Raw genomic sequence first — 25184 nt, forward strand, 5'->3', positions numbered from 1 at the left:
ACATTCCTGTCGGCCCTCCCACCCACGATCCCGGCAATCGTGAGGGACCAACGACCCCACCCCTACTCGAATCACGCCTTTCTCAGCAGAATCCTTCAGGCCGATGCACTGCGAATGAATCCCGGTAGCACGTGCGTGCTCCACCGCTGAGGCACGGCCGCGCCTCAGCGGTACAGCGCGTCGACCTCCGCCGCGTACGCCGTCTCGATCGCCTTGCGCTTCAGCTTCAGGGACGGCGTGAGCAGACCCTGCTCCTCGCTGAACGGATGCGCCAGGATCCGGAACGTACGGATCGACTCGGCCTGGGACACCGCTGTGTTGGCGGCCACCACCGCCCGCCGGACCTCCATCTCCAGGTCCGGATCACGCACCAGATCCTCCGGTCTCATCGGCGGCCGCCCCTGCATGGACAGCCAGTGGTCCACCGATTCCCGGTCCACCGTCACCAGCGCCGCGATGTACGGCCGGTCATTGCCGACCACGATGCACTGCGCGACCAGTGGATGCGCCCGTACCCGCTCCTCCAGGCCGGCCGGCGACACACTCTTGCCGCCCGACGTCACCAGGATCTCCTTCTTCCGCCCGGTGATCGTCAGATAGCCGTCCTCGTCGAGCGCACCCAGATCCCCGGTGGCCAGCCACCCGTCGCGCAGCACTGCGGCGGTGGCCTTCGGGTCGCCCAGATAGCCCGCGAACACATTGTCGCCGTGCACCCAAACCTCGCCGTCCCCGGCGATGCGCACGGTGGTGCCGGGGATCGGCTGCCCCACCGTGCCGTACCGGGTGCGCTCCGGCGGATTGGCGGTGGCCGCCGCGGTCGACTCGGTCAGCCCGTACCCCTCGTACACCGTGATGCCCGCACCTTCGAAGAACAGCCCGAGCCGCCGCTGCATCCCCGAACCGCCGGACATGGCGTGCCGGATCCGGCCGCCCATCGCCTCGCGAACCTTCCTGTACACGACCTTGTCGAAGAACTGGTGCTGCATCCGCAGCCCGGCGGACGGCCGCGGGCCGGTCCCGAACGCCCGCGCCTCCACCGCCTCGGCGTACTTCACCGCGATGTCCACGGCCTTGTCGAACGGCTCGGCCCTGCCCTCCGCCTCGGCCTTGCGCCGGGCGGCGTCGAAGACCTTCTCGAAGATGTGCGGCACCGCCAGGATGAACGTCGGCCGGAACGACACCAGGTCCGGCATCAGCGCCTTCGCCGACATCTCCGGCTGATGGCCCAGCTTCACCCGGCCGCGGACCGCGGCGAGCTCCACCATCCTGCCGAAGACATGCGCCAGCGGCAGGAAAAGGAGAGTGGCGGCCTCGTCGCCCGGCTTGGAGCGGAAGACCGGCTCCCAGCGGGAGGCCATGGTGTCCGTCTCGAACATGAAGTTGGCATGCGTGATCACACAGCCCTTGGGACGTCCCGTCGTACCCGAGGTGTAGATGACGGTCGCCACCGACTCGGGCCTCACCGCGCGCCTGTGGCGGTGCACCACCTCGTCCTCGACATGGGTGCCCGCGTCGACAAGCTCGGTCACCGCGCCCGCGTCCAACTGCCAGAGCCGTTTGAGCTGCGGCAGCCGGTCGATCACCGTCGCGACCGTCATCGCATGGTCCTCGTGCTCGACCACGACGGCGGACACACCGGCGTCGTGCATCATCCAGAAGACCTGTTCGGCCGAGGACGTCGGGTAGACCGGCACGGACTGGGCGCCGACCGTCCACAGCGCGAAGTCGAAGAGCGTCCACTCGTAGCGCGTACGCGACAGCAGGGCCACCCGGTCGCCGAATCTGACGCCGTGCGCGATCAGCCCCTTGGCGAGCGCCAGCACCTCGTCGCGGAACGTCGCCGCAGTGACATCCTGCCAGTGTCCGCTCGCGTCTTTTCGGCCGAGCGCGACCCGGTGCGGATCGTCTTCGGCGTAGTCGAACACCACATCGGCCAGCCCGCCCACGAGGGGCGCGGCCGCCATGGGTGGGACAGTGAACTCGCGCAATGACCTGCTCCTTGTGGCGCTCCGCACAGCGCCGTGACGCTACCCCACCGGGCGGCGCGGCGGGAGGGCCCCGTAACGGCGGACAGGTTCTCAGCCCTGGCCGACCGTCGTCCCCAGGGCAATGCGGTGCTCACCCGCGTACACGTTCATGGAAGGACCCCGCAGAAAGCCGACGAGGGTCAGTCCGGTCTCGGCCGCCAGATCGACGGCCAGGGACGACGGTGCCGAGACAGCCGCGAGCATCGGGATCCCCGCCATCACCGCCTTCTGGGCCAGCTCGAACGAGGCCCGCCCCGACACCAGCAGAATCGCCCGGGACAGCGGCAGCCGGTGGTCGGTCAGAGCCCGGCCGACCAGTTTGTCGACCGCGTTGTGCCGGCCGACGTCCTCGCGGATGTCGAGCAGCTCACCCGTCTCGGAGAACAGCGCCGCCGCGTGCAGCCCCCCGGTCCGGTCGAAGACATGCTGCGCGGCGCGCAGCCGGTCGGGGAGGGCGGCGAGCAGGGCGGGCTCGACCCGGACCGGGGGAGCGTCGGCGACCGGATGCCGGGTCGTGGTGCGTACCGCGTCCAGGCTCGCCTTGCCGCACAGCCCGCAGGACGACGTGGTGTACACATTGCGTTCGAGTGTGATGTCAGGGAGCGGGACGCCGGGGGCGAGCTTCACATCCACGACGTTGTACGTGTTGACGCCGTCCGCCGTGGCCCCGGCGCAGTAGACGATCGACTGCACCTCGGAGCCGTCACCGATCACGCCCTCGCTCACCAGGAACCCCGCCGCCAGCGCGAAGTCGTCGCCCGGCGTGCGCATCGTGATGGCGAGCGGCTTGCCGTTCAGCCGGATCTCCAGGGGCTCTTCGGCGACGAGCGTGTCGGGGCGCGTGGAGACGGCCCCGTCCCGGATACGGATGGTGCGGCGACGTTCGGTGACCCGTCCCATAGCGGTTAAACCCGATTCTGTACGTGTTGGAAGCCGAACCGGGCCTTGACGCAGAGGTTGCCGTGGGTCACCGGATCGTCGTGCGGAGAGGTCCGGCAGGCGTTCTCCGGGACTGCGCCCGCGGCCCGCATCTGGCCACAATGCGGCCTACAGTATGCCTTCTGGGTGGTCAAGGCTGTCGTCAAGCCTCCAACGACCGGATGCTATTCCTGTGGGATCACGTGCCCCCGTACCGGGCAGTAGCGACCAACACTGGATGGTTCCTGCCCTATGTAGCGAGGGGATCTTGTACATGACCGGCTCACGTGTCGTGGCGCTCGGCCACTATCAGCCTGCCAAGGTGCTGACCAACGACGATCTGGCGGCCATGGTCGACACCAGTGACGAGTGGATCACCAGTCGCGTCGGCATCAAGACTCGCCATGTCGGAGGCCCTGACGAGCCGGTGGACGAGATGGCCGCGCACGCGGGGGCCAAGGCGCTCGCCGCGGCGGGGCTGCAGCCCGCCGAAGTCGATCTGGTTCTTGTCGCGACCTCCACCGCGATCGACCGATCACCGAGCATGTCGGCGCGGGTCGCCGCCCGGCTCGGCATGGGCATGCCCGCGGTGATGGACATCAACGTCGTCTGCTCCGGCTTCACTCACGCACTCGCCACAGCCGACCATGCGATCAGAGCGGGCGCGGCCGAGCATGTCCTTGTCATCGGCGCCGACAAGATGGCGGACATCGCGGACTGGACCGACCGCAGTACCTGTGTCCTGCTCGGTGACGGAGCCGGTGCGGCGGTCGTCGTCGCGGACCCGGACGGCGGCGACCGGCCCGGGATCGGCCCCGTTCTGTGGGGATCGGTGCCGGAGATGGGGAACGCGGTACGGATCGAGGGGACGCCCCCGCGGTTCGCGCAGGAGGGGCAGTCCGTGTACCGCTGGGCCACCACGCAGTTGCCGCCCATCGCCCGCAAGGTGTGCGAAAAGGCCGGTGTCGCCCCCGAGGACCTGGCCGCGGTGGTACTGCATCAGGCCAATCTGAGGATCATTGAACCGGTCGCCAGGAAGATCGGTGCGGTCAATGCGGTCATCGCCCGGGACGTAGTGGATTCCGGCAACACATCCGCGGCCTCTATCCCGATGGCCCTCTCCAAGCTGGTGGAACGCGGTGAGGTCCACAGCGGAGCGCCGGTGCTGCTTTTCGGCTTTGGTGGGAATCTTTCGTACGCGGGTCAGGTGATCCGCTGCCCCTGAGGGGCGTTGCAGCGGCTGAGCACCGAGGGCCGGGTCGATCTGCGGCCCGCCCAGGGTGCGGTGGGCGCGGCCGGCGGTGTGCCGGGCCCCCACCGTCGTCGTCGGGGGCGGGCCGGACCTCCTCGGACTGCCACAGGCCGCGCCGGGCGTCGGCGGGCCGGCGGATCAGTGGCAGGGTGCCCAGCAGTTTCCGGATCATCCTCAGCCGGTCGTCGTCGATGTCGCTGACGCGGTCGACGCCCACCCCGTACCGGTCCCTTCTCTGAACTACCGATGGCCCAGGCGAACGGGCGGGAGGGAAGATCGTGATTCTCTGGCTCGCCTCAGCGCCAGGGACTACGGTCGTGAGCGTGATCGAACACAATGCCCTCAGTGTCACCCGCGAGGCCTACGACGCCGCTGCCCCTATGTACGCGCAGCTGTTCCGCGACGAACTGCGTGACAGGCCTTTGGACCGCGCGATTTTGAGTGCCTTCGTCGAGGTCGTCAGTGCGAGTGGGGACGGTCGGGTCGCAGATCTGGGGTGCGGGCCCGGCCATATCACCGCTCATCTGGATGGGCTGGGGCTGGCGGCGTTTGGCGTTGATGCCTCTCCTGCGATGATCAAGTCAGCTCGACAGGCTTACCCGGGCCTGCGGTTCGACGTGGGCTCGATGGCCGCGTTGGACATCGCTGACGGCGCGCTGGGAGGTGTACTTTCACGTTGGTCCATCATCCACACTCCGCCGCGAGAACTCCCCTTCATCTTGGCGGAGTTCCACCGTGTGCTGGCACCTGGCGGCCACCTTCTGGTCGGCTTTTCGGCCAGCGACGACCCGTCTCACTCGACGCAGGTCTTCGATCACGCAGTCGCACCCGCCTATCGGTGGTCGCCTGATCACCTCGCCGCGATGTTGCGCACGGCCGGTTTGGTCGAGGTGGCCCGGATGGTTCGCGAGCCTCAGCCCACCGACCGGCGACAGTTCAAGGAGATTCACCTGCTCGCCCGCAAATCCGAGGCAGGGTCTGCCCAGCCGAACGCGTGACCGCACCCGGCCTGCCGGGCGGAAAACCGTTGGGCTCCAGGCGTCGACTCGTGATCAGGGCTCAGAGGGGATCGAGGAGCATCAGGACCTCGTCCCGGGTGTCGTTGGGCGCGAGGCGGAGTGCCCCGGGCCAGCGACCGACCTCACGCCATCCGAGTCGGCTGTAGAAATCCTCCAGCCCCTCGTCTCCCCGGGCCGCGAGATGGAGCTGTTCGAGCCACAGTTCGGTGCGGGCGATCTTCCGCAGCTCACACATGAGGGCGGAGCCGACGCCGCGTCCGCGGAATTCGGGGTGGGCTTGAAGGTGGTTGACCGTGCCCCAGTGCCCGACGAGCCGGTAGGGGTCACGGTTGAGGACGACCCATCCGGCAAGAACATCGTCGAATCTGGCGGTGATGAGTCGGCTGTGTTGTGGGTGGAGGCGGCTGAGGAGCTTGTCCGTGACGGGCGCGACGTCGTGGTCTTCGACGGGTGGGAAGGGGAAGCCGGCGGCGCCGCCCGCGTTGGTGACTGCGATCCAGCATTCGATCAGCTGACGTCGGAGTTCGGGAGTGACCTCCTGGGCTTCGGTGATCTGGACGAGGTCGGGTATGCGTTTGTGCGTCATGAAAAGCAGCATGTCAGCGGGGTCTGACATCGGGATGAGTCAGCTTTTTGAGTTCCGGCGGCCGACCTCGGTGGCGTGGGCGGCCCTGGACGGCCCGATTCGGCACCGATGAATTCCGGCCCGGCCCGTCCCGGTACGCGCTTCGAACGTCTCCTGTGCCGGTGGCCGGCCCACGACCGGCCGAACGGCTTTGTCCTCGGTGTGGAGAAAGTTGTAGCGGATTCCTGCGCAACTTCTTCCCACTCCCGGCAACCGCTGCTACGTTCCCCTCGAAAGCCCGACGGACAGGCCGATGTGGCGGGGAGGGGCGTGTGAGACGTATGACGGCACGACCCGCGAATGCACATCAGGCGCGACTGCTCGGGCTGTTGCGCGACGGCGGGCCCAACTCACGGGCTCAGCTGGGGGATCAGGTCGACCTCTCCCGCTCCAAGCTCGCCGTCGAGGTCGACAGGCTGCTGGAGACCGGGCTCGTCGTGGCCGACGGACTCGCCGCATCCCGCGGAGGGCGTCGCTCGCACAACATCCGGCTGGCGCCGCAGCTGCGCTTCCTCGGCGTCGACATCGGTGCCACATCCGTCGATGTGGCCGTCACCAACGCCGAGTTGGAGGTTTTGGGCCACCTCAACCACCCCATGGACGTGCGCGAAGGGCCCGTCGCCGTCTTCGAGCAGGTGCTGTCCATGGCGGCCAAGCTGCGGGCCTCCGGGCTGGCCGAAGGCTTCGACGGCGCGGGCATCGGTGTGCCCGGACCGGTCCGCTTCCCCGAAGGGGTACCGGTCGCACCGCCGATCATGCCCGGCTGGGACGGCTTCCCGGTCCGCGAGGCGCTCAGCCAGGAACTGGGCTGCCCCGTCATGGTCGACAACGATGTGAACCTGATGGCGATGGGGGAGCAGCACGCGGGCGTCGCACGCTCCGTGGGCGACTTCCTCTGCGTCAAGATCGGTACGGGCATCGGCTGCGGCATCGTCGTCGGCGGCGACGTCCACCGCGGTACGACGGGCAGCGCCGGAGACATCGGCCACATCCAGGTCGAACCCGAAGGACGCGCCTGCGCCTGCGGCAACCGGGGCTGCCTGGAAGCCCACTTCAGCGGTGCCGCGCTCGCCCGCGACGCCGAGGACGCGGCGCGTGCCGGGCAGTCGGCGGAACTCGCGGGCCGGCTGGAGGCGGCCGGAAAGCTCACCGCCGCCGATGTGGCCGCCGCCGCGGCCGCCGGCGACGCCACCTCGCTCGACCTGATCCGCGAAGGCGGCAACCGGGTCGGCCAGGTCATCGCGGGACTCGTCAGCTTCTTCAATCCCGGACTGGTGGTGATCGGCGGCGGTGTGACCGGCCTCGGCCACACGCTGCTCGCCAGCGTCCGGACCCAGGTCTACCGGCAGTCGCTGCCATTGGCCACCGGCAATCTTCCCATCGTGCTGGGCGAGTTGGGGCCGGCCGCCGGAGTGATCGGCGCTGCCCGCCTCATCAGCGACCACCTGTTCTCACCGGCCTGACCCTGACTTCCGGGCCGGCAGTACATCGGCACACACCGGAAATACCCGAAACACCGGAAATACCTGAGATACCGGAGACATCTGCACCGCCGCACCTGGTACAGCCCTGCTTGCTCACCGGCCTTCCCCAAGCTCTCGGCTGCGCTCGAGCAGGGGAGACCCCATTCGCCGAGGGGATCGTCATGGCACCAGAACCACCCCTGCTCACCATGTCCGGCATCACCAAATCGTTCCCCGGAGTACGCGCCCTCGACGGCGTGGACCTGGAGGTCCAGGCCGGCGAAGTCCACTGTCTCCTCGGGCAGAACGGCGCCGGCAAGTCCACCCTCATCAAGGTGCTCGCCGGGGCGCATCAGCCCGACGGCGGCGAGATCACCTGGCGCGGCGCACCGGCCGCGCTCAAGTCGCCCATCGCCGCGATGCGCCTGGGCATCGCCACCATCTACCAGGAACTCGACCTGGTCGAGGGTATGTCGGTCGCCGAGAACGTCTTCCTCGGCCATGAACCCACCACCGCCCGCTTCGTCGTCCGCACCCGCGAGGGCCGCATGGCGGCCGCCGCACTGCTGAAGCGTCTGGGCCACCCGGAGATCGACCCGGCCCGGGCGGTCGGCGAACTGTCCGCCGCCCAGCAGCAGATCGTCTCCATGGCACGGGCGCTCTCCCACGACGTACGGCTCATCGTGATGGACGAGCCGTCCGCCGCACTCGACCCCGACGAGGTCGACAACCTCTTCCGTGTCGTCGACGCCCTCACCGCCGACGGGGTCGCCGTCGTGTACATCTCGCACCGCCTGGAGGAGATCCGCCGGATCGGCGACCGGGTGACCGTGCTCAAGGACGGCCGCGCAGTCGTCGTGGGACTGCCCGCCAAGTCCACACCGACACGCGACATCGTTGCCATGATGACCGGCCGCAAGGTCGAATACGTCTTCCCGCCACGCTCCACGGGCAGCGCGGAAGCAGCAGTGGCGGAGCCGGTGCTGAAGGTCGAAGGACTGGCCAGGAAGGGCGAATTCGCCCCGGTGGACCTGGAACTGAGGCCCGGCGAGATCGTCGGTCTGGCCGGACTCGTCGGCTCGGGGCGTTCCGAGGTCCTGGAGACCGTCTACGGTGCCCGCAAGCCGAGTGCCGGGCGGGTCACCGTGGCAGGCAAACAGCTCCGGCCCGGCAGCGTGCGCGCGGCCGTCGCCGCCGGCATCGGGCTCGCCCCCGAGGAACGCAAGGCGCAGGCCCTGCTGATGCTCGAATCCGTCACCCGTAACGTCTCCGTCTCTTCGATGTCCCGCTTCTCCCGGGCCGGCTGGATGGACCACAGGGCCGAGCGCGGGGCGGCCCGCGCCGCCACCCGCGAACTCTCACTGCGCCCCGACAACCCGGACACCCCCGTCCGCACGCTCTCCGGCGGCAATCAGCAGAAGGCCGTCCTGGCCCGCTGGCTGCTGCGCGGCTGCCGGGTCCTGCTGCTCGACGAACCGACCCGCGGTGTCGATGTCGGCGCGCGCGCCGAGCTCTACGCCGTGATCCGCCGGCTGGCCGACGAAGGCCTCGCAGTGCTGCTCGTCTCCAGCGAGGTGCCCGAAGTGCTGGGCCTCGCCGACCGGGTGCTGGTGCTCCGCGAGGGCCGCGTCGTGCATACCGCGGACGCCCGGGAGCTCGACGAGCACCGCGTACTCGACCTGGTCATCGAAGGGAGCCCGACGTCATGACGCAGCCCGTCTCCTCGGCGCAGCAGGGCGGGCCGGAAAAGGGGGCCACCCCCGCCTCGGTCGCCGAACCCCGTAAGAAGGGCGGACCTTCGCGCACCTTCGGCCTGCGCGCGGACGTCCGTAACCTCTCGCTCCTCGGCGTTCTCGCCGTACTTGTCGCCGTCGGCGGATTCACCGAGCCCGATGCCTTTCTGGACACCGGGAACCTTCAGCTGATCCTGACCCAGTCGTCCGTCATCGGCGTCGTCACCGTCGGGATGACCTTTGTCATCACCAGTGGCGGCATCGACCTGTCGGTCGGTGCGATGGTCGCGCTCGCCTCCGTCTGGGCGACCACGCTCGCCACCCAGGAGTACGGCTTCGCGGGGATTCTGTTCACCGCCGTGATCGTCGGGCTCGGTGCCGGGCTGGTGAACGGGGTGCTCATCGCCTATGGCCGGATGGTGCCATTCATCGCGACGCTGGCCATGCTCGCCTCGGCCCGCGGGCTGGCCCTCCAGATCACCGACGGCAAGACCCAGATCGTCACCGTCAAGTCGGTCCTCGACCTGGGCCTGCCCGACTCGTACGTCCTCGGCATCCCGCCCCTGGTCATGATGTTCGCCGCGGTGACCTTCATCGGTTGGCTGGTGCTGAACCGTACGACCTTCGGACGGCGTACCGTCGCGGTCGGCGGCAACGCGGAAGCGGCCAGGCTGGCCGGCATCGACGTACGACGGCAGCGGCTCTGTCTCTATCTGCTCTCCGGACTGTGCTGCGGCATCGCCGCATTCATGCTGATCATCCTGTCCGGCTCGGGACAGAACACCAACGGCAATCTTTACGAGCTCGATGCCATCGCCGCAGCGATCATCGGCGGCACCCTGCTCAGCGGTGGACGCGGCACCATCGTCGGCTCTGTGCTCGGCGTCCTCGTCTTCACCACCATCACCAACATCTTCGCTCTCAACAATCTGCAGAGCGACGTCCAGCAGATCGCCAAGGGTGCGATCATCGTCGCCGCCGTCCTGGTACAGCGCCGCACATCGGCGCACGGGGAGACCTGAGCCCTCAGAGCCTGTCGGGCGCACTCCCGGCAGCTCCGCTTCTCCATCCCACCCACCGCCCGTACGCCATGTGTGACATGTCATGCACCGGATGAAGGGTTTGACAGCCATGCCAGAAACCAGCCGCAGACGACTGCTCTTCGGCACCGCGGCCGCCTCCGCGGGCGCCCTCCTCACCGCCTGCACCAGCAACGAGCCCAAGAAATCCCAGACCGCGCAGAGCAATCAGCCCGCCGCCGACGACAAGCCCGGCAAGCCCGTCACCATCGGCTTCGCGGGCCCTCAGGCCGACCACGGCTGGCTCAACGCCATCAACGAGAACGCCAAGTCGCGGGCGGCGAAATACTCCGAGGTGACCCTGGAGATCACCGAGGGCTCCAACGACACCGCCGCCCAGATCGGCCAGGTCAAGACCCTCATCAACAAGAAGGTCGACGTCCTCGTCATCCTCCCTGCCGACGGCAAGGCGCTCACCCAGGTCGGTCTGGAAGCGATGAAGGCGGGCATCCCCGTCGTCAACCTGGACCGGATCTTCGCCTCGCCGCAGGCGTACCGCTGCTGGGTCGGCGGCGACAACTACGGCATGGGCCTCAACGCCGGTACGTACATCGGTGAGCAGCTCAAGGACAAGGCGAACGCCAAGGTGGTCGAGCTGGCCGGCATCGACAACCTGGAGCTCACCAAGCAGCGCAGCCAGGGCTTCGCCGACGCACTGAAGAACTACCCCAACATCAAACTGGTGGCCCGCCAGGCAGCTGATTTCACCGTGGAGTCGGGCCAGGCGAAGATGGCCCAACTCCTTCAGGCACAGAAGAAGTTCGACGCCCTGTGGAACCACGACGACGACCAGGGTGTGGGCGCGCTGCGCGCCATCCAGCAGGCGGGCCGCGACGAGTTCCTGATGGTCGGCGGCGCCGGGGCCAAGTCCGCGATGGATGCCATCAAGGCCGACAACAGCGTGCTGAAGGCCACCGTTCTCTACCCGCCGACGATGGCCGCGTCCGCCATCGACCTGGCCCGCGCCCTCGGACAGGGCAAGGGCATCGGCGGCCTGGCCGAACTGGAGATCCCGACCGGTCTCACCCTCTACTCGGCCGTGGTCACCAAGGAGAACATCGACCAGTACCTGCCGACGGGCTTCAGCTGATCCGCCCCGCAGGAGGGTGCCGACCCTCCTGCCGCACCCATCGAACGACCGACGAGGAGGAAGCCCGGATGGCCCGTAGGGAAGAGACGGATCAGGAGGCCGCAACGCCACCGCCCACATTTCGGCCGATGACGAGTGCGCCGACGCTCGGCATCGGCATGGTCGGATACGCGTTCATGGGCGCCGCCCACTCGCAGGGGTGGCGCACCGCGGGACACGTCTTCGAGCTGCCGATGAAACCGGATCTCGCCGCGATCTGCGGACGCGACCGGGCGGCGGTCGACGCCGCGGCGGCCCGCCACGGCTGGGCAGCGGCGGAGACCGACTGGCGGGCCCTCATCGCCCGGGACGATGTGCAGCTCGTCGACATCTGCACCCCCGGCGACAGCCATGCCGAGATCGCCATCGCCGCCCTGGAGGCGGGCAAGCACGTGCTGTGCGAGAAGCCGCTCGCCAACACGGTCGCCGAGGCCGAGGCCATGACCGAGGCAGCGGAGCGCGCGGCAGCCCGCGGCCAGGTGGCGATGGTGGGCTTCAACTACCGCAAGGTGCCCGCTATCTCGTACGCCCGGCAGCTGATCGCCGAGGGGCGGATCGGCACTCTGCGGCATGTCCGCGCCACCTACCTCCAGGACTGGCTCGTGGACCCCGAATCACCGCTCACCTGGAGGCTGAAGCGGGAACACGCCGGCTCGGGAGCGCTCGGCGACCTGGGGGCGCACATCGTCGACCTGGCACAGTATCTGGCGGGGGAGCTGCTGGTCGGGGTGTCGGCGGTCAGGGAGACCTTCGTGACGGAACGGCCGCTGCTCGCCGGTCCGTCGGCCGGGCTCTTCGGCGCCGCGGACCCGGGAGCGCGAGGAGCTGTGACCGTCGACGACGCTGCGCTCTTCACCGGCCGGCTCGCCTCCGGGGCGCTGGCCTCGTTCGAGACGACCCGGATGGCGGCCGGACGGAAGAACGCGTTGCGGCTGGAGATCAACGGGGAGCGCGGCTCGCTCGCCTTCGATCTGGAACGGCTCAACGAACTGTCCTTCCACGACCACACCGAACCTGCCACCGCGGCGGGGTTCCGACGCATTCTCGTCACCGAACCCCAACACCCCTACCTGGAGGCGTGGTGGCCGCCGGGCCACGCCCTGGGCTACGAGCACACCTTCATCCACCAGGCCCGTGACCTGGTGCGGACGATCGCCGAAGGAGCCGCCCCCGCACCGTCGTTCGCCGACGGACTTCAGGTGCAGCGGGTGCTCGCAGCGGTGGAGGAGAGCGCCGAGAAGAACTCCGTACACACCCCCGTAGTTCTCTAGGAGGTCCTGCGCATGCCCCGTCCCTTCACACTCTTCACCGGCCAGTGGGCCGACCTGCCGCTGGAGGAGGTCTGCCGGCTCGCCCGGGACTTCGGCTACGACGGGCTCGAACTTGCCTGCTGGGGCGACCACTTCGAGGTCGACAAGGCTCTAACCGATCCCGGCTATCTGGACGGGCGGCGGCAGCTGCTCGACAAGTACGGACTGAAGTGCTGGGCGATCTCCAACCACCTCGTCGGCCAGGCAGTCTGTGACAACCCGATCGATGAACGGCACCAGGGGATCCTGCCGGCGCGGATCTGGGGAGACGGTGAACCCGAAGGAGTACGCCGCCGGGCCGCCGAGGAGATCAAGAACACCGCCCGCGCGGCCGCCGCCTTCGGGGTGCGTACCGTCATCGGCTTCACCGGCTCCTCGATCTGGCACCTGGTCGCGATGTTCCCGCCGGTCCCGCCGCACATGGTCGAGCGGGGATACGAGGACTTCGCCGCGCGCTGGAACCCGATCCTGGACGTCTTCGACGCTCAGGGCGTGCGGTTCGCCCACGAGGTGCACCCCAGCGAGATCGCGTACGACTACTGGACCACACACCGCGCACTGGAGGCCGTCGGTCACCGGGCCGCGTTCGGGCTGAACTTCGACCCCAGCCACTTCGTCTGGCAGGACCTCGACCCGGTCAACTTCCTCTACGACTTCCGGGACCGGATCTACCACGTGGACTGCAAGGAGGCACGCAGGCGCCTGGACGGCCGTAACGGTCGCCTCGGCTCCCATCTGCCGTGGGGCGACCCGCGGCGCGGCTGGGACTTCGTCTCCGCCGGGCATGGTGATGTGCCGTGGGAGGACGTCTTCCGGATGCTTCGGGCCATCGAGTACGAGGGGCCGGTCTCCGTCGAGTGGGAGGACGCGGGGATGGACCGGCTGACGGGTGCGCCGGAAGCGCTTGCCACGCTGAAGCGGTATGACTTCGACCCACCGTCCGCGTCGTTCGACGCGGCGTTCGGAGGCGGCGACTGACCGCTGCCGCACCGGCGCTGCCCCCGGACCCGCGTTCCTCGGACGGCGAACCACGTCCGTCAGGAGGTTGAGGACCGGGGTCCGGGGTGGAGTCGAGCCCGGAAGAGGGGTGGGGACGGGGAGAGGGCCCGGGGCCGCACCGCGCTCATTCCTGCCCTCTTCCCTCTTTCGGCCTCACCCACGATTGGCAGCGGCGTCGCAGCGCCTGGGACCTTCGCCTCCCGCGTTGTCGTCAGTCGCGATGACTCCGCCATCACTCCTTCCTCCGCCTTGGATTCGAAGGCCCCAGGCACTGCTCCTTCTCCCACTGCCAATCGTGGGTGAGGCCGTTTGTCCTGGAGCGGGAAGAAGTTCAACAAGACCGTTGCGCCAGGGCTTTCCGTTCCGGACGAACAGGTCTACCGTCCTCATCGCGTACATGGCACATCCCTGGTCACCGGCGCCCCACAGGCCCCGAATGGCCTGCGCGGCAGTCCCCGCGCTGAACGGCACGGCAGCATCCGCCCGTACAACCGGCACGGCAGCATCCGCCCGTACAACCGGCACTCTCCGGAGGACACTCGTGCACAGAACCAGATCCAGAAGCAGGAACAGAACGCGGCTCCGAGTCCGTAAATCCCTCGCGCTGCTCACCGGTGGCCTGCTCGCCGCGGCCGCTCTCGCCCTGGGCGCCTCGCCCGGAGCGGTCGCGGCGGGACCGTCCTCGCCGGCCGCCTCCGACGCCGCGGCCGAGGAATTCCAGCAGGTCACTCTCGCCAAGGGCGTTGCCGAGACCGGTGAGCCCATGACGCTGGCGGTGCTCCCCGACCGCAGCGTTCTGCACACCTCGCGCGGCGGCGAGGTGTGGCTCACCGACAGCGGAGGCAACACCACGCTCTCCGGCGTTCTCCCCGTCTACTCGCACGACGAGGAAGGCCTCCAAGGCGTCGGCATCGACCCGGACTTCAGCGAGAACCGGGCGATCTATCTGTACTACGCGCCCCCGCTGAACACCCCGTCCGGAGACGCACCCGAGAACGGCACCGCCGCCGACTTCGCCAAGTTCGACGGAGTGAACCGGCTCTCGCGTTTCGTCCTCAAGCAGGACGGCACCCTCGACACCGCCAGCGAGAAGAAGGTCCTCGACATCCCTTCCTCGCGCGGCATCTGCTGCCATGTCGGCGGTGACATCGACTTCGACGCTCAGGGCAACCTGTATCTGTCGACCGGCGACGACTCCAACCCGTTCGCCTCCGACGGCTACACCCCGATCGACGAGCGGCCCGATCGCAACCCCGCGTTCGACGCCCGCCGCAGCTCCGGGAACACCAACGACCTGCGTGGCAAGATTCTCCGTATCAAGGTTGCCGACGACGGCACGTACACCGTCCCTGAGGGGAATCTCTTCGCCCCCGGCACGCCCAAGACCCGCCCCGAGATCTATGCGATGGGCTTCCGCAACCCGTTCCGCTTCACCGTCGACAAGCCCACCGGCATCGTGTACGTCGGTGACTACGGGCCCGACGCGGGTGCGGCCGACCCCAAGCGCGGGCCGGGCGGGCAGGTCGAATTCGCCCGCGTGACCAAGGCCGGCAACTTCGGCTGGCCGTTCTGCGCAGGCAAGAACGACGCGTACATCGACTACGACTTCGCGACGAAGACGTCCGGTGCGGCCTTCGACTGCGCCGCACCGAAGAACACTTCCCGGTACAACACCGGGCTGGTCGACCTTCCTCCGGCCGAGCCCGCCTGGATCCCGTACGACGGTGCGTCCGTGCCCGAGTTCGGCAACGGCTCCGAGTCCCCGATGGGCGGACCCGTCTATCACTACGACGCCGGCCTCGACTCGGACGTGAAATTCCCCGAGGCCTACGACGGGAACTTCTTCGCCGGAGAGTTCGGCCGACGCTGGATCAAGCGCATCGACCAGGAATCCGACGGCACGGTCAAGTCCATCAACGCCTTCCCGTGGTCGGGAACCCAGGTGATGGACATGACGTTCGGACCCGACGGTGCGCTGTACGTCCTGGACTACGGAACCGGCTTCTTCGGCGGCGACCAGAACTCGGCGCTCTACCGCATCGAGAACATCGCCGGCGGGCGCTCGCCGATCGCCAAGGCCACCGCCGGCAAGACCTCGGGCACCGCACCGCTCAAGGTCGCCTTCTCCTCGGCCGGAACCACCGACGCCGACGGTGACGCTCTCACCTACACCTGGGACTTCGGCGACGGCGGCACGTCGACCGTTGCCAACCCCACGTACACGTACAAGAAGAACGGCACCTATACCGCGACCGTCACCGCCAAGGACCCCACCGGACACACCGGCTCGGCGAACATCCATGTGACGGTCGGCAACACGGCCCCCAAGGTGAACCTCGAACTCCCCGGTGACGGACAGTTGTTCTCCTTCGGGGACGAGATTCCGTTCAAGGTGACCGTCACCGATCCCGAGGACGGCACCATCGACTGCTCCAAGGTCGAAGTCCGGTTCATCCTCGGCCACGACAGCCACGGTCACCCCATCACCACGGCCAACGGCTGCACCGGCACCATCAAGACCGAGATGGACGGCGGACACGACCCCAACGCCAATATCTTCGGAGTCATCGACGCCTCGTACACGGACGGCGGGGGCGGCGGCCAGGCCGCACTGTCCGGACACGACCAGGCCGAGGTGCAGCCGCGCCACCGGCAGGCCGAGCACTACGGCGCCTCCTACGGCGTCGCACCGCAGAACAAGGCGACCGCGCACGGCGGAAAGACCGTCGGCAACATCCACAACGACGACTGGATCTCCTTCAAGCCGTACCTCCTCGGTGACTCCACCAAGCTGACCGCCCGGATCTCCTCCGGCGGCGTGGGCGGATTCCTGGAAGTCCGGTCCGGATCCCCGACCGGCACGATCCTCGGCTCCGCACCCGTACCGGTGACCGGCGCCTGGGACAACTTCCAGGACATCGACGTACCGCTGCGCGGCGTTCCGAAGAAGTCCACCGAACTCTTCCTGGTCTTCAAGGGAGGCACCGGAGCGCTCTACGACATCGACGACTTCGAGCTCTCCAACAGCGCCCCCGACAGGACCGCCAAGCGGGTCCTCGTCTTCTCGAAGACGGCCGGCTTCCGGCACGACGCGATTGCCGACGGCATCGCGGCACTGAAGGAACTCGGCAAGAACAGCAACATCACCGTCGACGCCACGGAGGCGGCCGGCCAGTTCACCACCAGCAACCTGGCGCGCTACGACGCCGTCGTCTTCCTGTCGACGACCGGTGATGTGCTCAATGGCGACCAGCAGAAGGCATTCGAGAACTATGTGGCCACCGGCGGCGGCTACATGGGCATCCACGCGGCGGCGGACACCGAGTACGACTGGTCGTTCTACGGCGGACTCGTCGGGGCACACTTCTCCTCGCACCCCGCGATCCAGCCCGCCACCGTCCGTGTCGAGGACCACAACAACCCGGCCACCTCCCACCTCGACGCCGAGTGGAACCGCACCGACGAGTGGTACAACTACCGCACCAACCCGCGCGGTCAGGCCAAGGTCCTCGCCACGCTCGACGAGACGACCTACACCGGAGGCACCATGAAGGGCGATCACCCGATCACCTGGTGCCAGACCTACCAGGGCGGCCGCTCCTTCTACACCGGCCTCGGCCACACCAAGGAGTCGTACACCGAACCGGCCTTCCGCCAACTGCTGCTCGGCGGTATGCGGTACGCGGCCGGTCAGGTGCAGGCCGACTGCAAGCCCGTCACCGGCTACCGGTCGATCTTCAACGGCAGGACACTCGAAGGCTGGAAGCAGGCGGGCCCAGGAAAGTTCGACATTGTCGACGGTGAACTGCGCTCCGAGGGCGGCATGGGGCTGCTCACGTACCAGGCCAAGGCACTCGGGTCGTACTCGCTCAAGCTCGACTGGAAGATGCAGGGCGACGACAACTCCGGTGTCTTCGTGGGCTTCCCGGAGTCCGACGATCCGTGGTCCGCGGTGAACAACGGCTACGAGGTCCAGATCGACGCCACCGACGCACCCGACCGCACCACGGGCTCGATCTACACCTTCAAGGCCGCGGACATCAGGGCCCGCGACCGGGTCCTGAGGCCGCCCGGCCAGTGGAACAGCTACGAGATCAAGGTCCAGGGCGAACGTCTCCAGGTCTTCCTCAACGGAGTGAAGATCAACGACTTCACCAACACCGATCCGGTACGGAGCCTGAAGGACGGCTACATCGGCATCCAGAACCACGGTGCCGATGACCACGTGTCCTTCCGCAACATCCAGCTGAAGGAACTGCCCTCGGCATAGGGCGTGTTGCGAAAGTACCGTCCGGCCGGGGGCGGGCGGGCAGGGACATCCTGCCCGCCCGCCGTCCCCATCCGATCCTGTCCCCCTCGTCGCACAGCGCCACTTGCTCTGCCCAGCCAGGACCCCAGCCAGGGAGGCAGCCCGTGTCAGCGCCCGTTGTTCGTACCGGAGTCTGGTTCATCGGAGCACGCGGCTCCGTCGCCACCACCGCCACGGCGGGGTGCGCGGCGGTCGCGGCGGGGCTCCACCCGGCGGCAGGCCTGGTCACCGAGACACCGCCCTTCGCCGACAGCGGGCTGCCCGGCCTCACCTCACTGGTCTTCGGCGGACATGACACGGTCGGCTGTCCGCTGCCCAAACGGGCCGAGACACTGGCCGACGGGGGAGTGCTGCCGCACGGCCTGCCCTCGGCGGTACGCTCCGAACTCGCCGCCGCCGACGCGGAGATACGGCCCGGCGGGCCACTGCCCGGCGACACCCGCAGCGACGAAGAACTCATCACCGCCTTCGCCGCCGACCTCGCGGACTTCGGACACCGCAACGACCTGGCCAGGACGGTCGTGGTCAACGTCGCCTCCACGGAACCGGTCCCGGCCCCCGGTGAGCGGCGGCTGCCCGCCAGCTCGCTCTATGCCGCGGCAGCGCTCCGGGCCGGCTGCCCGTACATCAACTTCACCCCTTCGACCGGGCTGCGCACCCCCGCCCTTCAGGACGCCGTCGCAGGCTGCGGACTTCCTCACGCGGGCCGCGACGGCAAGACCGGCCAGACGCTGCTCCGCTCCGTGCTCGCCCCGATGTTCGTGCAACGCGCCCTGCCCGTACGGGCCTGGTCGGGCACCAACCTGCTGGGCGGCGGGGACGGAGCGGCGCTGGCCGACCCGGGCGCGGCCGCGGCCAAGAACGCGGGCAAGGAACGCGTCCTCGCCGACACACTGGGAACCGCGCCCGAAGGCGAGGTCCACATCGACGACGTACCGGCCCTCGGCGACTGGAAGACGGCCTGGGACCACATCGCGTTCGACGGGTTCCTCGGGGCACGCATGGTGCTCCAGACGACCTGGCAGGGGTGCGACTCCGCACTGGCCGCGCCCCTGGTTCTGGACCTGGCCAGACTGGTGGCCCGCGCCCACGAGAAGGGGCTGACCGGCCCCTTGCCCCAGCTCGGGTTCTACTTCAAGGACCCGGACGGCGGCCCTGCCGCACTCTTCGAGCAGTACATGGCGCTGCTCGCCTTCGCCGAAACGCTGCGGGGGGAGAAGTGACGGTACGGGCCTGGGCGGAGCTGCTGCGGGTGTCGGCGTTGTTCACCGTCCCCGGCGACGCACTCGCCGGGGCGGCCGCGACGGGCCGGCGCCCCGACCGGGGCACCGCGCTCGCCATGGGCGCGTCGCTCTGTCTGTACGAGGCGGGGATGGCGCTCAACGACTGGGCCGACCGCGACGAGGACGCCGTCGACCGCCCGCACCGGCCGATCCCCTCGGGCCGCATCGCTCCCGGCGCGGCCCTCGCGGCGGCAGGCGCGCTGACGGCCGCGGGCCTGGGCCTCGCCGCACGGGCCGGCCGCCCGGCCCTCGCGGTCGCCATGGGGCTGGCGACGACGGTCTGGGCGTACGACCTCCGCCTCAAGCACACCCCGGCGGGTCCGGCGGCGATGGCGGCGGCACGAGGGCTGGATCTGCTGCTCGGGGCCACCGCCACAGGTGCGGTGAAGAGGACGACGGGATCGGGGTCGGGCTCGGGACCGCGCATGGGGTCGGGATCGGGGGCAGGTGCGGGTGCGGGGTCGGGCCCGGGGGCGCGCACGCGCTCGGCCGCGGCTTCGGCTCCGCGTGGCTTCGTTCGCGGCGCCCTCCCGGCCGGTGCCCTCCCGGCCGCCGGCCTGCTCGGGGCGCACACCTATGCCGTCACCGCCGTCTCACGGCACGAGACCCAGGGCGGATCCACCACGACACCCCTCGCCGCGCTCGCCGCCACTGCCGCACTGGGCGCCGCGGCGCTGCGCGAGCAGCGCGGACCGGGGGACGCGACCCCGGATGCGGGACGCGGCAGGAAGCGGGAGCCGCACGGGTCGTACCGGCCATCGGCGCCCCCCGCCTTCACCGCCCCCCGCCTCCTGCTCACCGCGCTCACCGGCTCCTACTTCCGTACCGCCGCGAGGCCCCTCCTCCACGCCGCCCTCAACCCGTCCCCGCCGCTCACCCAGCGCGCCGTCGGCGGCGGCATCCGGGCGATGATCCCGCTCCAGGCCGCCCTCGCCGCCCGCGCGGGAGCAGCAGGTACGGGGCTCGCCGTCATGGGACTCGTACCCCTCGCCCGCACCCTGGCCCGGAAGGTGAGCCCCACATGACGATCCGCCTCGGCTACGGCACCAACGGGCTCACCGACCTCCGCCTGGACGACGCCCTCGCACTCCTCGCCGATCTCGGGTACGACGGCGTCGGCCTGACCCTCGACCACATGCACTTCGACCCCCTCGCCCCCGACATCGCCGCGCGCACCCGCCACGTGGCGTCAAGGCTCCAGGAACTGGGCCTCGGCGTCACCGTGGAAACCGGCGCCCGCTACATCCTCGACCCCCGCCGCAAGCACGGTCCGTCCCTCCTCGACCCGGACCCCGAGGCCCGTGCGGCCCGCACCCGGCTGCTCGTCCGGGCCGTCGGCATCGCCGCCGACCTCGGCGCCCACGCCGTGCACTGCTTCAGCGGCATCACCCCACCGGACACCACCCCCGACACCGCATGGCAGCGGCTCACCGACTCCCTCGCCCCCGTCCTGGACGCCGCCGACCGCTCCGGCATCCCCCTGGCGATCGAGCCCGAGCCCGGACACCTCCTCGCCACCCTCGCCGACTTCCACCACCTCCGCGTCCTCAGCGGCGATCCACCACCGCTCGGACTCACCCTGGACATCGGCCACTGCCAATGCCTGGAGCCCGCCCCGCCCGCCGACTGCGTCCGCGCCGCCGCGCCCTGGCTGCGGCACGTCCAGATCGAGGACATGCGCCGCGGCGTCCACGAACACCTCCCGTTCGGTGAAGGCGAGATCGACTTCCCGCCCGTACTCGAAGCGCTCGACGCCCTCCCGGCCACCGGCTACCGCGGCCTCACCGTCGTCGAACTGCCCCGTCACTCCCACGCCGGCCCCGAACTCGCCCGCACCTGCGTCGAGTTCCTCCGCAAGCACAGTCCGTCGAGCCGCTGAAACCGCCGAAGGGAGCAACGCCATGCCTGAGACCGCGACGACCACCCCGCTGCTGACCCGCAAGGAACTCGACGCACAACTCGGCGGCGCCGCGCGCGCCTGGCTCGACGAGGCCCTCGCCGAGGCCGAACACGCCGCCTCCCACGAGGACATCGAACAGCCCGGCGGCCCGTACGCCGTACCGCCGTGGGAACTGCGGTACGCCGCGGCCGGCCGCTGCTGCGGACTCCAACACGCCGACTCCGTACGCGCCCTGCTGCTCATCGAAGCCCGCGCCGCACTGCCCGCCCTGACCAGGCTCTACGAACAGGGCACCGCAGCCGAACGACGCGCCGTCCTGCTCACCCTGCACCGGCTGGACCTCGGCCCCACCGCCCTTCCGCTCGTCGAGGACGCCCTGCGCACCAATGACACCCGGCTGGTCGCCGCGGCCGTCGGCCCGTACGCCGCCGCCCATCTCGACGCGCACAACTGGCGCCACGCCATTCTCAAATGCCTGTTCACCGGTGTCCCCGTGGATGCCGTCGACCAACTGGCACAGCGCTCGCGCGGCGACGCGGAACTCGCCCGCATGCTCGGTGACTTCGCGGCCGAACGCCTCGCCGCGGGCCGCAGCGTCCCCGCCGGTCTCACCCGCGTGCTCGACCTCACCACCCCCGGCCCTGCCGCCCCCACGGAGGAGTCCTGATGCGCATCTTCGACCCCCACATCCATATGAGCTCCCGCACCACGGACGACTATCAGGCGATGTACGACGCGGGTGTCCGCGCCCTCGTGGAACCCTCCTTCTGGCTCGGCCAGCCCCGCACCTCACCCGCCAGCTTCTTCGACTACTTCGACGCCCTGCTCGGCTGGGAACCCTTCCGCGCCGCCCAGTACGGCATCGCCCACCACTGCACGCTCGCCCTCAACCCCAAAGAGGCGAACGACCCCCGCTGCACCCCCGTCCTGGACGCCCTGCCCCGCTATCTCGTCAAGGACTCCGTCGTCGCCGTCGGCGAGATCGGCTACGACTCCATGACCCCGGCCGAGGACACCGCCCTGGCCGCACAGCTCCAGCTCGCCGCCGACCACGGCCTGCCCGCCCTCGTGCACACCCCGCACCGCGACAAGCTCGCCGGTCTGCACCGCACCCTCGACGTCATCCGCGAATCCCACCTCCCGCCGGAGCGGGTCCTGCTCGATCACCTCAACGAGACGACCGTGAAGGACGCCATCGACAGCGGCTGCTGGGCCGGCTTCTCCGTCTACCCCGACACCAAGATGGACGAAGACCGCATGATCGAGGTCCTCAGGACCCACGGCACCGAGAAGATCCTGGTCAACTCGGCCGCCGACTGGGGCAGGAGCGACCCCCTCAAGACCCGCAAGGTGGGCGACGCGATGCTCGCCGCCGGGTTCGACGAGGACGATGTCGACCAGGTGCTCTGGCGCAACCCCGTCGCCTTCTTCGGGCAGAGCGGACGGCTCCAGCTCGACATCGCCGCGCCGGAACCACTTCACGAGGGCAACTCCATCCTGCGCGGCGGGGAGTGAGGCGATGCGCTTCCGCCACCCCGACGGCTCCACCGTCCACCTCTCGTACTGCACCAACGTCCACCCCGCAGAGACGCTCGACGGGGTCCGCACCCAACTGCGCGACCACTGCGAACCGGTCCGCAAACGCCTCGGCCGGGACAGACTCGGCATCGGCCTCTGGCTCGCCAGGGACGCGGCCCGCAGCCTGATCGACGACCCGTCCCGGCTGCGCTCCCTGCGCGCCGAACTGGACCGCCGCGGCCTGGAAGTCGTCACCCTCAACGGCTTTCCGTACGAGGGATTCGGCGCCGACGAGGTCAAGTACCGGGTGTACAAGCCGGACTGGACGGACCCCGAGCGGCTCGCCCACACCACCGACCTTGCCCGGCTCCTGGCCGGTCTGCTCCCCGACGACGTCACCGAAGGGACCATCTCCACCCTCCCGATCGCCTGGCGCACCCCGTTCGACTCCGACGCCGAGGCGGCCGGTCTCGCACACACCGCGCTCACCACCCTCGCGCAGCGCCTCGACGCGCTGGCCGAACTCACCGGCAAGTCCATCCGTATCGGCCTCGAACCCGAGCCGGGCTGCACGGTCGAGACCACCGCCGACGCCATCGCACCGCTCACCGCCGTCGGACACCCGCGCATCGGCATCTGCATCGACACCTGCCACCTGGCCACCTCCTTCGAGGACCCCGACAGCGCCGTCGACGCACTCGGCACAGCGGGCATCCCGGTCGCCAAGGCCCAGCTCTCCGCCGCACTGCACGCCGAACACCCCCACCTCCCCGAGGTACGCACCGCACTCGCCGCCTTCGCCGAGCCCCGCTTCCTCCACCAGACCCGCACCGGCACCGCCGCCGGGCTGCGCGGCACCGACGACCTCGACGAGGCGGTCACCGGCGGGGCCCTGCCCGACGGCGCCCCATGGCGCGCCCACTTCCACGTCCCCCTGCACGCACCTCCCGCACCACCGCTCACCTCCACCCTTCCCGTGCTCCGGTCCACGCTGGCCCGACTGGTCGGCGGCGCACGACCCCTCACCAGGCACCTGGAGGTCGAGACATACACCTGGCAGGCGCTCCCCGCCGCACTGCGCCCCCGCACCCGCACCCAGCTCGCCGACGGCATCGCCGCCGAACTCACCCTCGCCCGCGACCTCCTGGTCGACCTCGGCCTCAAGGAGCTCCCATGACCGCAGCCGAGCCGACCACCACGCAGCCCACCACGCCCACCCCGCTCCTCGTTCTCGATGTCGTCGGCCTCACCCCACAGCTCCTCGACCACATGCCGCACCTCAAGGCCCTGGGGCAGTCCGGCACCCACGCCCCTCTCGGTACCGTTCTCCCCGCCGTCACCTGCGCGGCCCAGTCCACCTTCCTCACCGGCACCACCCCCGCCGAACACGGCATCGTCGCCAACGGCTGGTACTTCCGCGAACTCGGCGACGTCCTGCTCTGGCGCCAGCACAACGGACTGGTCGCCGGGGACAAACTCTGGGACGCCGCCCGCCGCGCCCACCCCGGCTACACCGTCGCCAACATCTGCTGGTGGTACGCGATGGGCGCCGACACCGACATCACCGTCACCCCGCGCCCCGTCTACTACGCCGACGGCCGCAAGGAACCCGACTGCTACACCCGGCCGCCCGCCCTGCACGACGAACTCACCGAGAAACTCGGCACATTCCCCCTCTTCCACTTCTGGGGCCCCGGCGCCGACCTCGTCTCCTCCCAGTGGATCATCGACGCGACCCGGCACATCCTCGACACCCGCCACCCCGACCTGGCCCTGTGCTACCTCCCGCATCTCGACTACGACCTGCAGCGCTACGGCCCCGACGACCCCCGCTCGTACCGGGCCGCAGCCGATCTCGACCGGGCCGTGGCACCCCTCCTGGACGACGCCCGCCGCGAAGGCCGCACCGTCGTCGCCCTCTCCGAATACGGCATCACCCGCGTCGACCGGCCCATCGACATCAACCGGGCCCTGCGCCGCGCCGGCCTCCTGGAGGTCCACACCCAGGACGGCATGGAATACCTCGACCCGATGGCCTCCCGCGCCTTCGCCGTCGCCGACCACCAGCTCGCCCACATCTACGTACGCCGCCCCGAAGACCTCGAAGCAACCCGCGAGGCCCTCCAGGACCTCCAGGGCATCGATCAGCTCCTCGACGACGAGGGCAAGAAGGCACACGGCCTGGACCACCCACGCTCCGGCGAGCTGGTCGCCGTCGCGGACCCGGATGCGTGGTTCACGTACTACTACTGGCTCGACGACACCCGCGCGCCCGACTTCGCGCAGCTCGTCGAGATCCACCGCAAACCCGGCTACGACCCCGTCGAACTCTTCCTGGACCCCCAGGACCCGTACGTCCGGGTCAAGGCCGCCGCGGCCGTCGCCCGCAAGAAACTCGGCATGCGCTACCGCATGGCGGTCGTACCGCTGGATCCGGCACCTGTTCGCGGCAGCCACGGCCGCCTTCCCACGAGTGACGAAGAAGGTCCGCTCATCCTGTGCTCCACCCCCCACGCGTTCACCGGACCCGTCCGGGCCACCGAAGTGAAGTCCTTGCTCCTCACGCTCGCCGGCCTCGCATGAGACCGGTCCGTGCACAGCGTTTCGGGCATCTTCGAGA

Annotated in this window: 19 protein-coding genes; 16 read left to right on the forward strand and 3 right to left on the reverse strand. The window is 69.6% G+C overall.

Going from position 1 to position 25184, the window contains the following annotated elements; genetic code table 11:
* Positions 1-164 precede the first annotated feature (164 nt).
* The gene (locus tag ACH4EW_RS29165) at positions 165-1964 is read right to left on the reverse strand and encodes an AMP-dependent synthetase/ligase (RefSeq protein ID WP_398262051.1); all 1800 of its coding nucleotides are present in this window, start codon (positions 1962-1964) and stop codon (positions 165-167) included.
* A gap of 114 nt (positions 1965-2078) precedes the next feature.
* Positions 2079-2927 (reverse strand): formate dehydrogenase accessory sulfurtransferase FdhD, encoded by an 849-nt coding sequence (fdhD, locus tag ACH4EW_RS29170; protein WP_398261985.1) that lies wholly within the window; start codon positions 2925-2927, stop codon positions 2079-2081.
* Positions 2928-3219: 292 nt separating this feature from the next.
* Between fdhD and ACH4EW_RS29175 the strand changes: the two genes are divergently transcribed.
* Together ACH4EW_RS29175 and ACH4EW_RS29180 are read left to right on the forward strand one after the other, a co-directional pair.
* Positions 3220-4170, forward strand: a complete 951-nt coding sequence (locus tag ACH4EW_RS29175) for a beta-ketoacyl-ACP synthase III (RefSeq protein ID WP_398261987.1) — start codon at positions 3220-3222, stop codon at positions 4168-4170.
* 350 nt (positions 4171-4520) lie between these two features.
* Positions 4521-5195: a class I SAM-dependent methyltransferase gene (locus ACH4EW_RS29180; RefSeq protein ID WP_398262053.1), complete on the forward strand. Its 675-nt coding sequence runs from the start codon at positions 4521-4523 to the stop codon at positions 5193-5195.
* A 61-nt stretch (positions 5196-5256) separates the two neighbouring features.
* Here ACH4EW_RS29180 and ACH4EW_RS29185 read toward each other — a convergent pair whose 3' ends face one another.
* Positions 5257-5802, reverse strand: a complete 546-nt coding sequence (locus ACH4EW_RS29185) for a GNAT family N-acetyltransferase (RefSeq protein WP_398261989.1) — start codon at positions 5800-5802, stop codon at positions 5257-5259.
* 320 nt (positions 5803-6122) lie between these two features.
* Here ACH4EW_RS29185 and ACH4EW_RS29190 point away from each other — a divergent pair, with 320 nt between their 5' ends.
* The 14 genes from ACH4EW_RS29190 to ACH4EW_RS29255 all read left to right on the forward strand — a co-directional run bounded on the left by ACH4EW_RS29190 (position 6123) and on the right by ACH4EW_RS29255 (position 25147).
* Positions 6123-7304: an ROK family protein gene (locus ACH4EW_RS29190; protein WP_398261991.1), complete on the forward strand. Its 1182-nt coding sequence runs from the start codon at positions 6123-6125 to the stop codon at positions 7302-7304.
* A 182-nt stretch (positions 7305-7486) separates the two neighbouring features.
* Positions 7487-9013: a sugar ABC transporter ATP-binding protein gene (locus tag ACH4EW_RS29195; RefSeq protein ID WP_398261993.1), complete on the forward strand. Its 1527-nt coding sequence runs from the start codon at positions 7487-7489 to the stop codon at positions 9011-9013.
* Positions 9010-10059 (forward strand): ABC transporter permease, encoded by a 1050-nt coding sequence (locus ACH4EW_RS29200; protein WP_398261995.1) that lies wholly within the window; start codon positions 9010-9012, stop codon positions 10057-10059. The genes ACH4EW_RS29195 and ACH4EW_RS29200 overlap by 4 nt, the downstream gene beginning before the upstream one ends.
* 109 nt (positions 10060-10168) lie before the next feature.
* Complete coding sequence (locus tag ACH4EW_RS29205) at positions 10169-11206, forward strand: substrate-binding domain-containing protein (protein ID WP_398261997.1); 1038 nt, start codon at positions 10169-10171, stop codon at positions 11204-11206.
* 68 nt (positions 11207-11274) lie between these two features.
* Entirely contained in the window at positions 11275-12516 is a 1242-nt protein-coding gene (locus ACH4EW_RS29210; RefSeq protein WP_398261999.1) for a Gfo/Idh/MocA family protein, read from the forward strand.
* Positions 12517-12528: 12 nt separating this feature from the next.
* The gene (locus tag ACH4EW_RS29215; RefSeq protein ID WP_398262001.1) at positions 12529-13533 is read left to right on the forward strand and encodes a sugar phosphate isomerase/epimerase family protein; all 1005 of its coding nucleotides are present in this window, start codon (positions 12529-12531) and stop codon (positions 13531-13533) included.
* A 562-nt stretch (positions 13534-14095) separates the two neighbouring features.
* Positions 14096-17824: a ThuA domain-containing protein gene (locus tag ACH4EW_RS29220; RefSeq protein WP_398262003.1), complete on the forward strand. Its 3729-nt coding sequence runs from the start codon at positions 14096-14098 to the stop codon at positions 17822-17824.
* A 143-nt stretch (positions 17825-17967) separates the two neighbouring features.
* Entirely contained in the window at positions 17968-19086 is a 1119-nt protein-coding gene (locus tag ACH4EW_RS29225) for an inositol-3-phosphate synthase (protein ID WP_398262005.1), read from the forward strand.
* Positions 19083-20171, forward strand: coding sequence for an SCO3242 family prenyltransferase (locus ACH4EW_RS29230; RefSeq protein WP_398262007.1), 1089 nt, complete (start codon positions 19083-19085; stop codon positions 20169-20171). The genes ACH4EW_RS29225 and ACH4EW_RS29230 overlap by 4 nt, the downstream gene beginning before the upstream one ends.
* A complete protein-coding gene (locus ACH4EW_RS29235) occupies positions 20168-21025 on the forward strand; it encodes a sugar phosphate isomerase/epimerase family protein (protein WP_398262009.1) in 858 nt (285 codons plus the stop codon). Before ACH4EW_RS29230 ends, ACH4EW_RS29235 begins: the two co-directional genes overlap by 4 nt.
* Before the next feature lie 22 nt (positions 21026-21047).
* Positions 21048-21713: an EboA domain-containing protein gene (locus ACH4EW_RS29240; RefSeq protein WP_398262011.1), complete on the forward strand. Its 666-nt coding sequence runs from the start codon at positions 21048-21050 to the stop codon at positions 21711-21713.
* On the forward strand, positions 21713-22561 hold the full coding sequence (locus ACH4EW_RS29245; RefSeq protein ID WP_398262012.1) for a TatD family hydrolase: 849 nt from the start codon (positions 21713-21715) through the stop codon (positions 22559-22561). Before ACH4EW_RS29240 ends, ACH4EW_RS29245 begins: the two co-directional genes overlap by 1 nt.
* A gap of 4 nt (positions 22562-22565) precedes the next feature.
* Positions 22566-23741 carry a metabolite traffic protein EboE gene (gene eboE, locus ACH4EW_RS29250; protein WP_398262013.1) on the forward strand — a complete coding sequence of 392 codons (1176 nt, stop codon included), beginning with the start codon at positions 22566-22568 and terminating at the stop codon, positions 23739-23741.
* Entirely contained in the window at positions 23738-25147 is a 1410-nt protein-coding gene (locus ACH4EW_RS29255) for a nucleotide pyrophosphatase/phosphodiesterase family protein (RefSeq protein ID WP_398262015.1), read from the forward strand. Before eboE ends, ACH4EW_RS29255 begins: the two co-directional genes overlap by 4 nt.
* The last annotated feature ends 37 nt before the right edge of the window (positions 25148-25184 follow it).

Source organism: Streptomyces sp. NPDC018000 (genome assembly GCF_044328025.1).
In the GTDB taxonomy this organism is placed as follows: Bacteria; Actinomycetota; Actinomycetes; order Streptomycetales; family Streptomycetaceae; genus Streptomyces.

Bases quoted from the DNA above. Each gene is read 5' to 3' on its own strand.
- ACH4EW_RS29165 (WP_398262051.1), bottom strand. From the start codon at position 1,964: ATGGCGGCCGCGCCCCTCGTGGGCGGGCTGGCCGATGTGGTGTTCGAC.
- fdhD (WP_398261985.1), bottom strand. From the start codon at position 2,927: ATGGGACGGGTCACCGAACGTCGCCGCACCATCCGTATCCGGGACGGG.
- ACH4EW_RS29175 (WP_398261987.1), top strand. From the start codon at position 3,220: ATGACCGGCTCACGTGTCGTGGCGCTCGGCCACTATCAGCCTGCCAAG.
- ACH4EW_RS29185 (WP_398261989.1), bottom strand. From the start codon at position 5,802: ATGACGCACAAACGCATACCCGACCTCGTCCAGATCACCGAAGCCCAG.
- ACH4EW_RS29190 (WP_398261991.1), top strand. From the start codon at position 6,123: ATGACGGCACGACCCGCGAATGCACATCAGGCGCGACTGCTCGGGCTG.
- ACH4EW_RS29195 (WP_398261993.1), top strand. From the start codon at position 7,487: ATGGCACCAGAACCACCCCTGCTCACCATGTCCGGCATCACCAAATCG.
- ACH4EW_RS29200 (WP_398261995.1), top strand. From the start codon at position 9,010: ATGACGCAGCCCGTCTCCTCGGCGCAGCAGGGCGGGCCGGAAAAGGGG.
- ACH4EW_RS29205 (WP_398261997.1), top strand. From the start codon at position 10,169: ATGCCAGAAACCAGCCGCAGACGACTGCTCTTCGGCACCGCGGCCGCC.
- ACH4EW_RS29210 (WP_398261999.1), top strand. From the start codon at position 11,275: ATGGCCCGTAGGGAAGAGACGGATCAGGAGGCCGCAACGCCACCGCCC.
- ACH4EW_RS29215 (WP_398262001.1), top strand. From the start codon at position 12,529: ATGCCCCGTCCCTTCACACTCTTCACCGGCCAGTGGGCCGACCTGCCG.
- ACH4EW_RS29235 (WP_398262009.1), top strand. From the start codon at position 20,168: ATGACGATCCGCCTCGGCTACGGCACCAACGGGCTCACCGACCTCCGC.
- ACH4EW_RS29240 (WP_398262011.1), top strand. From the start codon at position 21,048: ATGCCTGAGACCGCGACGACCACCCCGCTGCTGACCCGCAAGGAACTC.
- ACH4EW_RS29245 (WP_398262012.1), top strand. From the start codon at position 21,713: ATGCGCATCTTCGACCCCCACATCCATATGAGCTCCCGCACCACGGAC.
- eboE (WP_398262013.1), top strand. From the start codon at position 22,566: ATGCGCTTCCGCCACCCCGACGGCTCCACCGTCCACCTCTCGTACTGC.
- ACH4EW_RS29255 (WP_398262015.1), top strand. From the start codon at position 23,738: ATGACCGCAGCCGAGCCGACCACCACGCAGCCCACCACGCCCACCCCG.